Raw genomic sequence first — 13,244 nt, 5'->3', positions numbered from 1 at the left:
GGGGGACGAGGGTGCACCGTTGTTCTGCCCGCAACCGGGCGTTGCCTCACGCTTTCCGCGGCCTCGGCCCCGCCGTCACGCGCCCGCCGCCGCGCGGCACCGGGGCCCGGCCCGCGACGCGTCCATGACATCCCGGTTCGCGGCATACCGCCCAACCCGGGCATCATCCGTCACAATCCGGCGTATGACCGGCCATCAGGAGCACCGAGCAGGGGACGACACCGGCGGCCGCGCCGCGGGCCGCGCACCGGCGGCACCCCGCCCGCCCCGCCGCAGCCGCACCGCCGGCGTGCTGCTGGCCGCCCTCACCGGCGCGGCCGCGCTGGCCGGCTGCGGTGAGCGGGACCTCTTCCTCGGCGGCCCGCCGCCCGCCCCCGAGGAGGCGATCCGGATCGTCCCGGGCGACGGCGCGCGCGGCGTACGGGCCAACGGGCGGCTGGAGGTCCGGGTCCCGGACGGGCGGCTGGAGCGGGTGGAGGTCACCCGCACCGGCGGCGGGGGCCGGCAGCCGGTCGCCGGCCGGATCTCCCGCGACGGGACGATCTGGCGGCCGGTCACCGACTCCCTCGAACTCGCCTCCCGGTACACCGTCGACGCGGTCGCCCTGGACGGCGCCGGCCGCCGCACCGCCCGGCACACCACCTTCAGCACCTTCGCGCCCCCGCACCGGGTGATCGGCTACTACTCGCCGGAGAGCGGCACCACGGTCGGCACCGGCCTGATCTTCTCGCTGGTCTTCAACCGGCCGGTCGCCGACCGCGCGGCCGTCGAGCGCGCGGTCACCGTCAGCGCCCGGCCCGCCGTGGAGATCGCGCCGCACTGGTTCGGCCACCGGCGGCTGGACTTCCGGCCCCGCTACCGCTGGCGGCCGGGCACCCGGATCACCGTCCGGCTGCGGCTGCGCGAGGTGCGGACCGGACCGGGCGCCTACGGGGTGCAGCACAAGACGCTCCAGTACCTGGTGGCCCGCGACCAGGTCAGCACCGTCGACGCGGCCCGGCACACGCTCACCGTCCGCCGGTCCGGCCGGGTGGTGGCCACCCTGCCGGTCACCGCCGGCAACGCCGAGAACCCCACCTACAACGGGACGATGGTGATCCTGGAGCGGCACGCGGTGACCCGGATGGACGGGGACACCGTCGGCTTCGGCACCGAGTACGACATCCCCGACGTCCCGCACGCCATGCGGCTGACCCGGTCCGGGACCTTCCTGCACGGCAACTACTGGGCCCCGCCGCAGGTCTTCGGCGGCCTCAACACCAGCCACGGCTGCGTGGGCCTGAAGGACGTCCGGGGCGGCGGGCCGGACACCCCGGCCGGCTGGCTGTACCGCAACTCCATCGTCGGTGACACCGTCGAGGTCCGGAACTCCCCGGACCGCACCGTCGCCCCCGACAACGGCCTGGGCGGCTGGAACCTGCCCTGGGCCGCCTGGCGCGCGGGCAGCGCCCGGCGCTGACCGCCGCCGCCCGCCGTTCCCCCGTCCCCCCGCCCGCTGCCGCCCGCGCGCCGCCGCGCCGTCCGCACAGCGCTCGTACGGATGCCCGCGCGCCCACTCCCGCGACCGGGACTGAACCGTTGCCCGGCCGGGGAGTTGAGTGTCGGTGCGGTGTGGTTATCTTGGCCCGCACCCGTGAGCCGGGCGACCGGGCACCGCAGCCGCGGGCCGTGCGAGGGGGAAAGGGGCCAGTCGTGAACGTCCAGCCGATGCCGAGGGGGCCGGTGCGCCGGCGGCGGGCGCGCCGCGCGGGCGGACCGCTCGCCCTGCTGCTCGCCCCGATGCTGCTGGTCTCCGCCTGCGGCGGCGACGACGCCGGGCCGCCCGCGCACCGCCCCGCGGACACCGCCTCGCAGGCCGCCGTGGAGATAGCGCCCCGCGACGGCGCCCGTGACGTGGCCACCAGCGGCGCCCTGGCCGTCACCGCCCGGAAGGGGAAGCTCCGTTCGGTCACGGTCACCGACGCCAAGGGCAATGCGGTCGACGGGCAGATATCCGGCGACGGCGCCCGGTGGCAGCCCAGCACCCACCTCGGCGCCTCGACCCGCTACACCGTCGACGCGGTGGCCGTCGACGCCCGGGGCCGGCAGGCCGCCGAGCACGCCACGTTCACCACCCTCGTGCCGAAGAACACCTTCATCGGCACCTACAGCCCCGAGAACGGCCAGGAGGTCGGCGTCGGGATGCCGGTCTCGATCCGCTTCAGCCGCGGCATCACCGACCCCCGGGCGGTCGAGAAGGCCGTCACCGTCACCGCCCGGCCCGCCGTCCCCCTCGCCGCCCACTGGTTCGGCAACGACCGCCTCGACTTCCGCCCGGAGAAGTACTGGGCGCCCGGCACCAAGGTCACCCTCCGGCTCGCCCTGGACGGCGTCGAGGGCCGCCCCGGCGTCTACGGCACCCAGTCCAAGCAGGTCTCGTTCACCATCGGCCGCAGCCAGGTCAGCACCGTCGACGCCCGCGCCAAGCAGATGACGGTGGTGCGGGACGGGAAGCGGCTCAAGACCGTGCCGATCACCGCCGGGGCCCCCGGCACCGAGACCTACAACGGCACCATGGTGATCAGCGAGAAGCATCCGGTGACGCGGATGAACGGCGACACCGTCGGCTTCGGCGGCGAGTACGACATCAAGGACGTCCCGCACGCCATGCGGCTGAGCGCGTCCGGCACGTTCATCCACGGCAACTACTGGTCGGGCCGCGACACGTTCGGCACCCGCAACGCCAGCCACGGCTGCGTCGGCCTGTACGACCGGCGCGGCGGCGGCGACCCGGACACCCCCGCGGCGTGGTTCTACCGCAACTCCCTCATCGGCGACGTGGTCATCGTCAAGAACTCCCACGACCGCACCATCCAGCCCGACAACGGCTTCAGCGACTGGAACCTCTCCTGGGCGCAGTGGCGGGCGCGGTAAGGCCGGGGCCCCGGCGGGCGGCCGGGGGCGGGGCGGCGCGCGGCGTTAACGCGTACTAACCTGCCCGCATGACTGTGCATCTCGAAGCCGCCGACGGCGTCGGCACCATCCGCCTGGACCGCCCGCCGATGAACGCCCTGGACGTCGCCACCCAGGACCGGCTCCGCGAACTGGCCGAGGAGGCCGGCCGGCGCGACGACATCCGCGCCGTGGTGCTCTGGGGCGGCGAGAAGGTGTTCGCCGCCGGGGCGGACATCAAGGAAATGCAGGCCATGGACCACACCGCCATGGTCCTGCGGTCCAAGGCCCTCCAGGACTCCTTCACCGCGGTGGCCCGGATCCCCAAGCCGGTGGTCGCCGCGGTCACCGGCTACGCCCTCGGCGGCGGCTGCGAGTTGGCGCTCTGCGCCGACTTCCGGATCGCCGCCGACAACGCCAAGCTGGGCCAGCCGGAGATCCTGCTCGGCCTGATCCCGGGCGCCGGCGGCACCCAGCGGCTGGCCCGGCTGGTCGGCCCGTCCAAGGCCAAGGACCTGATCTTCACCGGCCGCCACGTGAAGGCCGACGAGGCGCTGGCCATGGGGCTGGTGGACCGGGTGGTGCCGGCCGCCGAGGTCCACGCGCAGGCGCACGCCTGGGCGGCGCGGCTGGCGGCCGGACCGGCGCTGGCGCTGCGGGCCGCCAAGGAATCCGTCGACGCCGGTCTGGAGACCGATATCGACACCGGGCTGACGATCGAACGCAACTGGTTCGCCGGGCTGTTCGCCACCGAGGACCGGGAGACCGGGATGCGCAGCTTCGTCGAGGAGGGGCCGGGCAAGGCCAAGTTCCGCTGAGACGCCTGGTGTTGACGGGGCGGCTGGGGCCGTGGCCGGTACGCCATGCCTCGTGTGGGCGAATTGCGGAAAGCGTCGTCACCCCGTAAGGGAGCCGCCCCGGCATCCCCCGCCGGCCCGCCGCCCACCGGGTGTCTTCCCAGGTCAGCTGGGTGGGACCGGTCCCGGCTGCCGTTGGCATATGTCGTGGGAGAGGCCGGAGCCGGCGGTTCCGGACAACGGATTCCGCGGGTTCGGCCCCCCGCGGCGGCGAGGAGCGGCCATGATGGGGGCATGGCGGGCCTCGAAGGAATGGAGCAGCCGCGGCCGCACAGCGGTACGGCCGCCGCGGACCGGGCCACCCCCCCGGCGGACGGGGCGGCGGTCCCGGCCCCCGCCGGTCCGGTCCCCACCGGGCCCGAGGTGGTCGGGGACCCGGCCGTGGACGAGGTCCGGCTCCCCTCGCGCCCGCAGTCCGCCCGGACCGCGCGCCGGCTGACCGCCGCCATCCTCCTCAAGCAGTGGTCGCTCTCCCCGCAGCTGACCGAGCACTCCGTACTGCTGGTCTCCGAGCTGGTCGGCAACGCCGTCCGGCACACCGGCGCGCGCGCGTTCGGGCTGCGGATACTGCGCCGCCGCGGCTGGATCCGGGTGGAGGTGCGCGACCCCTCGCGCGGGCTGCCGTGCCTGATGCCCGTGCAGGCCACGGACGTCAGCGGCCGCGGGCTGTTCCTCGTCGACAAGCTCTCCGACCGCTGGGGCGTGGACCTGCTGCCGCGCGGCAAGACCACCTGGTTCGAGGTCCGGGTCGGCGACCGCTGACCGCGCCGCGGCGCCCGCTGCGGGGCCCGGGAACGGGACCGGGGCCCGCCCGCGGGGTTGCCGCGGGGTGAGCCCCAGCGCCCGGACCGGGGCGGGCGGAAGGGGGTGGCCCGCGCGGCCGGAAGGCGACCTGGCCCGCGTCGGCGGGGGTCGCCGCGGACGACTATGGCAGGCCGGACCGCCACCCGCCAAAGGCGGCATACCGCCAAAGCCCGGACGAAATGCCATCAAACGAGGGGGCGTACGGGGGTGAGCTGTGCCACCGCCGCCCGCGGGGCCCGGCGGTCCGTAGGATGGGATGTTCGACCGCGACCGCCACGGACCGACAGCGAGGGGGAGGGACCATGCACCGGCTGCGCCGCTCGGCGACGCTGACCCTGCTGCTCCTCCTGGCCGTCGCGTTCGGGCCGCTGCTCTGCCGGACCGGCGGCCCCCAGGACCGGCCCGCGGCCCGCGCGGCGGTGGCCGCGGCGGCCACCGCCGAGGGGCGCCACACCGCCCCCGAACGGGCCCCGTACCCCGCCGCCGAGCGGGCCGGCGCCGCGCCCGTCGCCGTCGCCGACTCCCTCAAGCGGTGCTCCGGCCGCCACGCACCGGACCCCGGTGAGGCCGCCCCGCTGCCCGCCCCGCCGCGCGGTGAGCCGCTCGCCCCGGACCCCACCGCGGCCGGGCCGCTCGCCGCCGCGCTCCCGCCCCGCTGCGCCCTGGCCCGCCCGCCCACCGGCGCGCCCGCCGCGGACCCCGCCGCCCTCCTGCCCGTACTGCGGATATAGGACGCCGGCCACCCCAGGCCGCCCTTCCCGCAATTCCCTTGTACGACAGGAGCTTTCGCATGCCCACTTCCGCCTCACCCGCCCGCAAGGCCGCCGCGATCGGCGCGGTGCTCGCCCTCGTGGTGGCGGTGATCGCCATCGCCGTCGCGGTCGGCAAGGCCGTCGAGCACGGCCGGGACCCCGGCACCGCCGCCGGGCCCCCCGCCTCCGCCGCGCCCCAGGAGGACGCCGACCAGCGCAAGCTGTACGACGACCTCGCCCGGCGCACCAGCCGCCGGATCCCGGGCGACCCGCTCGCCGCCGGGAAGCCGGACGCCCCGGTGGTGCTGGTCGAGTACGCCGACTACCAGTGCTCGTTCTGCGGCCGCTTCACCCGCGAGACCCAGCCCGCGCTGATCAAGAAGTACGTGGACGCCGGGACCCTGCGCATCGAGTTCCGCAACTTCACGGTCTTCGGCGCCGCTTCCGAGCGGGCCGCCCGCGCCTCCTGGGCGGCCGGCCGGCAGGGGAAGTTCTGGCAGCTGCACGACCTGCTCTACGCCACGACCCGCAAGGGCGACGCGCTCGCCGAGGACAAGCTGGCCGACCTGGCCCGCACCGCCGGGGTGCCGGACCTGGCGAAGTTCCGCGCCGACCTCGACAGCCCGGCCGCCGCGGCCGCCCTGAAGAAGGACCAGGACGAGGGCTACCGGCTCGGCGTCCAGTCCACGCCGTCCTTCCTGGTCAACGGCCGGCCGATCGCCGGCGCGCAGGAGACCGAGGTCTTCGGGCAGGCCATCGAGCAGGCCGCCGCCGAGGCCGGGAAGCACGGCGGCGCGGGGGCCGGGAAGTGACCGCCGACATCGGCTACCTCGCCGCCTTCCTGGGCGGCGCGCTCGCGCTGGTCAGCCCGTGCAGCGCCCTGCTGCTCCCGGCGTTCTTCGCCTACTCGCTGGCGAGCCCCGGCCGGCTGCTGGCCCGTACCGGGGTGTTCTACCTGGGGCTGGCGACGACGCTGGTGCCGCTGGGCGCGGCGAGCACCGCGGCCAGCCGGCTCTTCAACGGCCACCGCGACCTGCTGGTCGCCCTCGGCGGCTGGCTGGTCATCGCGCTGGGCCTGGCGCAGATCCTGGGCCTCGGCTTCGCCTCCCGGCGCGCCCAGGCCGCCGCCGCCCGGATCACCCCGCGCACCGCGCTGTCCACCTTCCTGCTCGGCTGTGTCTACGGTCTGGCCGGCTTCTGCGCGGGCCCGATCCTGGGCGCGGTGCTCACCGTGACGGCGGTCAGCGGCTCGCCCGTCCACGGCGCCTCGATGCTGGCGGTCTACGCCCTGGGCATGGCGCTGCCGCTGTTCGTACTGGCGCTGCTGTGGGACCGCTTCCGGCTCGGCACCCGGCGCTGGCTGCGCGGCCGCGAGCTGACCGCCGGCCGGCTGCGGCTGCACACCACCTCGCTGGTCTCCGGGCTGTTCTTCATCGGCATCGGCGTGCTGTTCCTGGTCTTCAACGGGACCAGCGCGCTGCCGGGGCTCCTGGACGCGGACGCCGAGGCCCGGCTGGAGGACTGGGCGGCCCGGCTGGGCAACGGCGTCCCGGACGCGGTGCTGCTGGCCCTGGCGGCGCTGGCCGTCGCCGCGGTGCTGGGCCGGATCGCGCTGCGGCCGGAGCGCACACCGGACACCGCGCCGGAGCCCGGTGGCCCCGGCGCGGACCGCCCCGGCTCCGGCGGCGCCGACCGGCCCGCGGGCCGGGACTGACACCCTCCGGCCGGGCCGGGCCGGTCAGGCCGACAGCCGGCGGCGCCAGTCCGGGCGCGGCCGGGGGCGGGCGTGCGGGCGGACGTGCGGATGCTGCGCGTCCGCCCGGCGCCGGCGGTCGTTGCAGAGCAGGCACTTGCCGTAGCCCGGCGGCAGGGGGTCCTCCGGATCGCCGTGGAGGGGGTCCACGGCGCCGTGCGGGTGCAGGGCGCAGCCGGTCGGGCCGGCGGTGGCGGCGCCCAGCGAGCGGGCGGCGGTCAGCGCCTGGCGGAGGACGTCGACGAGCTGGTCGGCGTCCCGCCGGGTCGGCGCCGACCGGAGCGCGGAGGCCAGGTCGGTGGCGGTGGTCAGCGCGGTCTGGAGTTCGTGCAGGCGTGCGTCACCCATGTCCTGGAGAGTAAGCGGCCCCACTGACAGTTGATCTTCCGATCGGACTTCGCGGCTTCCCATGACCGGATCTATGCCCGCTTCGGCCCATGGTTGTGCACCGGGCCGGTGACGGCAGCCTGGCCGGTGCGTGACCGGCCGGTGCGCGATCTGCGGGTGCGGGCGGGTGCGGGGCGCGGCGGCGGCCGCGCCCCGGGGCCTCAGGGCGCGAGGGGCAGGGCGCGCTTGTGGGCGGTGAGGCGGTAGCGCCGGACGATCGCCTGGAAGGCGGTCTCCTCGACCGGCCGGCCCTCCAGGAAGTCGTCGATCTGGTCGTAGCTGACGCCGAGCGCGTCCTCGTCGGGCTTGCCCGGGTCCAGGGTCTCCAGGTCGGCGGTGGGGACCTTGTGGACCAGCTCGGCGGGGGCGCCCAGGGCCTGGGCGACGGCCCGCACCCGGCGCTTGGTCAGCCCGGTCAGCGGCACCACGTCGGCCGCCCCGTCGCCGAACTTGGTGAAGAAGCCGGAGACCGCCTCGGCCGCGTGGTCGGTGCCCACGACCAGGCCGGCGTGCGCGCCGGCGACCGCGTACTGCGCGATCATGCGCTGCCGGGCCTTGATGTTGCCGTGCACGAAGTCCTGGTGGTGGGCGTCGCGGAAGGCGACTCCGCCGGCCACCGCCGCGTCCAGCGCCGCGTCACTGGCCGGGCGGACGTCCACGGTCAGCAGGCGGTCCGCGCGGATGAACTCCAGCGCCCGCTGGGCGTCCTTCTCGTCCGCCTGCTCGCCGTAGGGCAGCCGCATCGCGTAGAACACCGCGTCGTGGCCGCCGGCGCGGGCCCGCTCCACCGCGAGCTGGCACAGCCGGCCGGCGGTGGTGGAGTCCACCCCGCCGCTGATGCCCAGGACCAGGGAGCGCAGACCGGTGGAGGTCAGCTGCGCCGTGAGGAAGGACACCCGGCGCTCGATCTCCCGCTCGGCGTCGAACTCCGCGGTCACCTGGAGTTCCTGGGCTATTTCCTGTTGCAGGGCCGTGGCCGCCGGGTCCGTCACCGGTGCTCCTCACGTTTTTCGTCACGCGCTGTTCCCGCACCGCGCGGCGATGTCACGCGGAGTGTCGGCAGGCGTGTGCGGATTCTCCGGAGAAGCTTATGCGGGGTGCGCCCACTTCTTGAGCTCGGCCTTGCTGCCGAAAGCCGCGACGTTCTTGTCCAGCGGGGAGTCGGCGTACTGGTGGATACGCCACTTCGCCTTGATCCGCGGGTGCCCGGCGGAGACGTAGTCGGCGATCCACAGCCCGTCCCCGGCATAGGACGAGGTGTCCTTGTGCAGCCAGAAATCGCGGTTGCAGTAGAGCAGCACGCGGTGGCTGGGGCGGAGTTTCTTGACCGCGTGCAGGAACTGGTCCTTCTGCGCGGTGCTGGCGTGCGTACCGGACCCGGTGGTCTCCCAGTCCGCGGCCAGCAGATCGCCCTGGAGGGAGGCGCATTTCTCCACGAAATACCGCGCCTGGGCAGCGATATTCCCCGGCCACAGGAAGTGGTAGAAACCGACCAGGGCACCCGCTTCGCGGGCCCGCGCCGCCTGTGCCGACTGGTGCGGATTGACGTAGGAGCGGCCTTCGGTGGACTTGATGAAGACGAAGTCCAGGCCCTTGGCGGAGTAATCGGTGTTGTAGGCGCTGACATCGACACCGTGCAGCATGAGCGGCCTCCAGCCCATCGGATCTGCGAATGCGAAGCGTCATCTGCGCAAGAAAAGCGGCAGCCGCCCCCCTAGCAGTTCAGCATGTTCACGTCCGGGGACGCCAGATTGCCGCGCGGAAGTTCCTTGGCGCACAAGGGAGTTGGTGACGCGGGGAACGGATGGGGCGCGGGGTGCGGAGGGGGCGGACGAGGCGGCGGTCCGGTACCGGCCTATTCGACCGGGCGTTTCATCCTCGTTCGTGTCGCCGGTCCGGCGGCCGCCCGGACCGGCCGGGCGGCCGGGCGGCCGGGCGGCCGGGCGGCCGCCGGGAGCTAGCCGTGGCTCGCTTCGCCCTGGGCCGTCTCCACGGTCTGGTGGAGGTCGGCGGCGGCGTCCACCGCGGCGGCCGCGGAGAAGGCGACGCAGGCCAGCAGGGTGGGGGCGATCAGGCGGCGGGCGTACGGGGCCGCGCGGCCGGGGGCGGGGCCGGCGGGGCGGTCGGGGGTCAGCAGGGCGGCGACCCGGCGGGGGACCGGGCCGGCCGTGGCGGCCGGTGCGGTGCCCGGGCGGGGGCGTGTGGTGGCATCGGGGCGCGCGGCCAGTGCGGCCCGGCCGATGGCGCGCGCGGTGAGCCGGCGGTCGCCGACCCGCACGGCGGCCGACTCGTCCGCCCAGCGCTCCAGGGCGTACGCCAGCGGCGACCGCAGGCCGCGCAGCAGCGGATGGCAGACCGCGGCCAGCGCGCCGGTCAGCAGGAAGAGGTGGTGGCGGCCGGCGAGGTGGGCCCGCTCGTGGGCGAAGAGCGCCTCCCGCTCGGCCGGCGGCAGCGCGCGCAGCATTCCGGCGGTCACCACGACGCGGTCCGGGCGGCCGGGGAGGGCGTAGGCGTCCGGCGCCGCGTCGGGGAGGACGCACAGGTCCCCGGCGAGGGCGTGGGCGTCGGCGGCGCGCCGGGCGGCGCGCAGCTCGGCGCGGTGGCGCAGGGCGCGGCGGGCCACCGCGACGGCGCAGCAGAGCAGCAGCGCGCCGGCGACCGGGGCGGCCGGGAGCGTCACCGCCGGATCGCCGGCCGGGGACCGGGAGAGGTGGCCCAGCGCGGCGACGGGCGGCAGCCGCAGCGCCCCGGCGGCCGCCAGCAGCCCCAGCGCCGCGGCCGTGCAGGCGGCCAGCGCGGCCGCGCAGCCGGTCAGCAGCCAGGCCGCGGCGCGCGGCGGCAGCGACTCGGCGAGCCGGCGGGCGGTCGGCACCGCCAGCAGCGGCATCAGCAGCGGCACCCAGACGGCGAAGATCACGGCGTCGTCCCGGGCCCCGGGTGCCGGCCGGTGCCGTCGCTCCCGTCCAGCAGGGAGCGCAGCAGCCGCTCGTCCTCCGTGGTCAGCTCCGAGACGAAGCGGGCGAGCGCGGTGCCGCGGTCGTCCTCCTTGTCCAGCTCGCTGCGCATCCGCCGGGCCGTGAGGCCGGCGGAGTCGTGCAGGGGGGAGTAGGCGAAGCCGCGGCCGGCCCGGGAGCGGGAGACCGCGCCCTTGTCGTACAGCCGGCTGAGGATGGTGGTGACGGTCGTCCGGGCGAGCCGGCCGCCCAGCGCGCCCTGCACCTCGGCGGGCGTCAGCGGCCCGCCGGCCGCCCAGAGGGCCGCCAGCACGCTCGCCTCCAGCTCGCCGGCCGGGCGGCGCTGCGCGGGTGATGCCTCCGACATGGAACGCCCTCCACCCTTCCGTCGTCTACAGTGCTGTAGACCGTCTACGGGTCTGTAGACGGATGGGCCGGCCGCCGGCAGGCCCGGGACCCATTATGGGAGGGGCCACCGACATGGCCGTAGCGGCCGCGGATCTGCATCTCAGCACCGTCACGCAGGCGGTCGACGTCCTCGACGCCGGCTCCCTGCTCGCCGCCTTCGGGGCCCTCGGTGTCGCCGTCGTGCTGTTCGCCGAGACCGGCCTCCTGGTCGGCTTCCTGCTCCCCGGCGACTCGCTCCTGTTCACCGCCGGACTGCTCAGCGCCCCCGGGGTCGGCGGCGCCGTCCACCTCGCCCTGCCGCAGGTGCTGGCCGCCGCGGCCGCCGGCACCCTGGCCGGTTCGCAGACCGGCTACTGGATCGGCCGGCGCGGCGGCCGGGCCCTGCTCGCCCGCGGCCGGTCCCGCAAGCTCCGGGAGGGCGCCGCCCGCGCCGAGGAGTACCTCGCCCGCTACGGCCACGCCAAGGCGCTCGTGCTGGCCCGCTTCGTCCCCGTCGTCCGCACGGTCCTCAACCCGCTCGCCGGCGCGCTCGACGTGCCGGCCCGCACCTTCGCCCTCTGGCAGGTCACCGGCGGCCTGTTCTGGACGGCCGGCCTCACCCTGGCCGGCTACGCCCTCGGCTCCTCGGTGCCGAACGTCGACCGCTACCTCCTCCCCGCCGTCGGCCTGGTGGTGCTGGCCTCGCTCACCCCGATCGCCCTGGAGGTGCGGCGCGCCCGCCGCCGGCGCCCCGCCGGCGGACCGGCGAACGGGGCCGCCGATGCGCCCGAATCCGCCACCGCGCCACCGGCACCCTGACGGACCCGGCACACTTGCTGGAGCACACGGGCGGCCGCGCACCGCGCAGGCCGCCCGGGCATCCGTCCCACGCACCACGCAACGACCCGCCAAGGAGAAAAGCCCAGTGACCGACCTCGCCTTCGGCGGAGCCTCGATCGACGGCGGCCTGTACACCTCGGTGACCGGCTTCGCCCAGCAGATGCCGCACTTCCTCAACGTCCTGGTCTCCTACTGGACCGACCTCGGACTGGGAGTCTTCGCGCTGCTGATGCTGGCCGGCTGGTGGCGGGCCCGGCAGCGGCTCGGCGGCAGCTCCCGCCGCCGCCTGGACCCCGGCGCACTGCGGCACCCGGCCCCCGTGGCGATGGCGATGGCCCTCGCCGTCCCGGTCATCGTGGTCCTGGCCTACGTGGCCAACGACGTGGTCAAGAGCTTCTTCCACGAGCAGCGCCCCTGCCAGACCCTGCACGTGGTCACCGTCGAACCGTGCCCCGGCCTCGGCGACTGGTCCTTCCCCAGCAACCACTCGGCCATCGCCGCCTCCGCCGCCGTGGCGCTGCTCCTGCTGGACCGCCGGCTCGGCGCCCTCGCCGTCCCGGCCGCCCTGCTGATGGGCGCCTCGCGGGTCTGGGTCGGCGCGCACTACCCGCACGACGTCGCGGTCGGCCTGGTCGTCGGCGTCCTGGTCGCCGCCCTCCTCATGCCGCTCGCCCGGCGCGCCGCCCCGCTGGTCGAACGCGTCCGGGAGACCCCGCTGCGGCCGCTGGTCGCCGCCCGGTGACACCCCCGGGGGCGTCACCGCACCGGGCCGGCGGCCCGCGGAGCGACGGCGCGCGCCCGGCCCTGGGCCGCGGCCCGCGCCTCGGTGCGCCCCCGGGCCGCCTCCTGGTGGCCGCGGCCCTGTGCGCCGCCCTCTTCACCGCCGCCGCCCTCACCGTGGCCCTGCGCCACGGCGTCCCCCTCGGCCCCGAGCGCGCGGCCCTCCACTGGGCCACGGCGCACCGCGGCGAGCCGCTGCGCTCCCTGGCCCGCGCCCTCACCGCCACCGGCACCGGCGCCGTCCCGTACCTGATGGCGCTCCTGGCCGGTCTGCTGGCCGGCCGCACCGCCCGGGGCCGGCTCCGCGCCGTGCTCTGCGCGGTCGCCTTCCTCGCCGCCGCCCAGGCGGTCCGCTACGGCCTGATGGCGCTGCTCGCCCGCCCCCGCCCGCCGGTCGCCGACTGGGCCACCACCGCCACCGGCTACTCCTTCCCCTCCGGCCACGCCACCACCTCCGCGCTGGCCGCCGGCATCCTGGCCTGGGGCGTCCTGCACCGCACCCGGCCCGGCCGCGGCCGGACGTGGTGCGCGGTGCTCGCCCTGTGGGCCGCCGGCGTCGGCCTGACCCGGGTCTACCTGGGCGTCCACTGGGCCGGCGACGTGCTCGGCGGCTGGCTGCTGGCCGGCGCGCTGCTCGCGCTCGCCCTGCTCCTCGCCGACCCGGTGGCCGTCCCCCGCCGCACCGGCCCCGGCAGCGACCCCGCCGCTCGCCCATGAATCGCTGACGATCGCCCCAGGTCTTCGCCAAGGTCTTGGCCCGGCCGCATGGACCCCCGCCCGGGCGAGCACCACTGTCGTG

At 76.3% G+C, this 13,244-nt stretch carries 15 protein-coding genes; 10 read left to right on the top strand and 5 right to left on the bottom strand.

Annotation, left to right across the window (positions count from 1 at the left end; translation table 11 throughout):
* The first annotated feature begins 184 nt into the window (after positions 1 to 184).
* The 7 genes from MUU72_RS26900 to MUU72_RS26870 all read left to right on the top strand — a co-directional run bounded on the left by MUU72_RS26900 (position 185) and on the right by MUU72_RS26870 (position 7,058).
* A complete protein-coding gene (locus MUU72_RS26900; protein WP_248016003.1) occupies positions 185 to 1,459 on the top strand; it encodes a L,D-transpeptidase in 1,275 nt (424 codons plus the stop codon).
* A gap of 233 nt (positions 1,460 to 1,692) precedes the next feature.
* Positions 1,693 to 2,913: a L,D-transpeptidase gene (locus MUU72_RS26895; protein ID WP_372503263.1), complete on the top strand. Its 1,221-nt coding sequence runs from the start codon at positions 1,693 to 1,695 to the stop codon at positions 2,911 to 2,913.
* 68 nt (positions 2,914 to 2,981) lie between these two features.
* Positions 2,982 to 3,749, top strand: coding sequence for an enoyl-CoA hydratase/isomerase family protein (locus MUU72_RS26890; protein ID WP_248016002.1), 768 nt, complete (start codon positions 2,982 to 2,984; stop codon positions 3,747 to 3,749).
* 273 nt (positions 3,750 to 4,022) lie between these two features.
* Positions 4,023 to 4,550 (top strand): ATP-binding protein, encoded by a 528-nt coding sequence (locus tag MUU72_RS26885; protein ID WP_248016001.1) that lies wholly within the window; start codon positions 4,023 to 4,025, stop codon positions 4,548 to 4,550.
* Between the two features lie 344 nt (positions 4,551 to 4,894).
* Complete coding sequence (locus tag MUU72_RS26880) at positions 4,895 to 5,323, top strand: hypothetical protein (protein ID WP_248016000.1); 429 nt, start codon at positions 4,895 to 4,897, stop codon at positions 5,321 to 5,323.
* A 59-nt stretch (positions 5,324 to 5,382) separates the two neighbouring features.
* The gene (locus MUU72_RS26875) at positions 5,383 to 6,156 is read left to right on the top strand and encodes a DsbA family protein (RefSeq protein WP_248015999.1); all 774 of its coding nucleotides are present in this window, start codon (positions 5,383 to 5,385) and stop codon (positions 6,154 to 6,156) included.
* A complete protein-coding gene (locus tag MUU72_RS26870; protein ID WP_248015998.1) occupies positions 6,153 to 7,058 on the top strand; it encodes a cytochrome c biogenesis CcdA family protein in 906 nt (301 codons plus the stop codon). Before MUU72_RS26875 ends, MUU72_RS26870 begins: the two co-directional genes overlap by 4 nt.
* A gap of 24 nt (positions 7,059 to 7,082) precedes the next feature.
* Here the strand turns inward: MUU72_RS26870 and MUU72_RS26865 are convergent, their stop codons facing one another.
* From MUU72_RS26865 to MUU72_RS26845, 5 genes are all read right to left on the bottom strand, one after another.
* The gene (locus tag MUU72_RS26865) at positions 7,083 to 7,445 is read right to left on the bottom strand and encodes a hypothetical protein (protein ID WP_248015997.1); all 363 of its coding nucleotides are present in this window, start codon (positions 7,443 to 7,445) and stop codon (positions 7,083 to 7,085) included.
* A gap of 200 nt (positions 7,446 to 7,645) precedes the next feature.
* The gene (nadE, locus tag MUU72_RS26860; RefSeq protein ID WP_248015996.1) at positions 7,646 to 8,476 is read right to left on the bottom strand and encodes an NAD(+) synthase; all 831 of its coding nucleotides are present in this window, start codon (positions 8,474 to 8,476) and stop codon (positions 7,646 to 7,648) included.
* Between the two features lie 96 nt (positions 8,477 to 8,572).
* Complete coding sequence (locus tag MUU72_RS26855) at positions 8,573 to 9,127, bottom strand: glycoside hydrolase family 25 protein (RefSeq protein WP_248015995.1); 555 nt, start codon at positions 9,125 to 9,127, stop codon at positions 8,573 to 8,575.
* A gap of 314 nt (positions 9,128 to 9,441) precedes the next feature.
* Positions 9,442 to 10,401, bottom strand: a complete 960-nt coding sequence (locus tag MUU72_RS26850) for a M56 family metallopeptidase (RefSeq protein WP_248015994.1) — start codon at positions 10,399 to 10,401, stop codon at positions 9,442 to 9,444.
* The gene (locus MUU72_RS26845) at positions 10,398 to 10,805 is read right to left on the bottom strand and encodes a BlaI/MecI/CopY family transcriptional regulator (protein ID WP_248015993.1); all 408 of its coding nucleotides are present in this window, start codon (positions 10,803 to 10,805) and stop codon (positions 10,398 to 10,400) included. Before MUU72_RS26845 ends, MUU72_RS26850 begins: the two co-directional genes overlap by 4 nt.
* Before the next feature lie 113 nt (positions 10,806 to 10,918).
* Here MUU72_RS26845 and MUU72_RS26840 point away from each other — a divergent pair, with 113 nt between their 5' ends.
* The 3 genes from MUU72_RS26840 (at position 10,919) to MUU72_RS26830 (ending at position 13,162) form a co-directional block, all read left to right on the top strand.
* Positions 10,919 to 11,644 carry a DedA family protein gene (locus MUU72_RS26840; RefSeq protein WP_248015992.1) on the top strand — a complete coding sequence of 242 codons (726 nt, stop codon included), beginning with the start codon at positions 10,919 to 10,921 and terminating at the stop codon, positions 11,642 to 11,644.
* Between the two features lie 106 nt (positions 11,645 to 11,750).
* Positions 11,751 to 12,407 (top strand): phosphatase PAP2 family protein, encoded by a 657-nt coding sequence (locus MUU72_RS26835; protein WP_248015991.1) that lies wholly within the window; start codon positions 11,751 to 11,753, stop codon positions 12,405 to 12,407.
* Entirely contained in the window at positions 12,404 to 13,162 is a 759-nt protein-coding gene (locus MUU72_RS26830) for a phosphatase PAP2 family protein (protein WP_248015990.1), read from the top strand. Before MUU72_RS26835 ends, MUU72_RS26830 begins: the two co-directional genes overlap by 4 nt.
* Positions 13,163 to 13,244 lie beyond the last annotated feature (82 nt).

It is taken from the genome of Streptomyces rhizoryzae, assembly GCF_023155275.1.
In the GTDB taxonomy this organism is placed as follows: domain Bacteria; phylum Actinomycetota; class Actinomycetes; order Streptomycetales; family Streptomycetaceae; genus Streptomyces; species Streptomyces rhizoryzae.
Note: the sequence above shows the minus strand (reverse complement) of the source record. Positions and strands in the feature narration are given on the sequence as shown.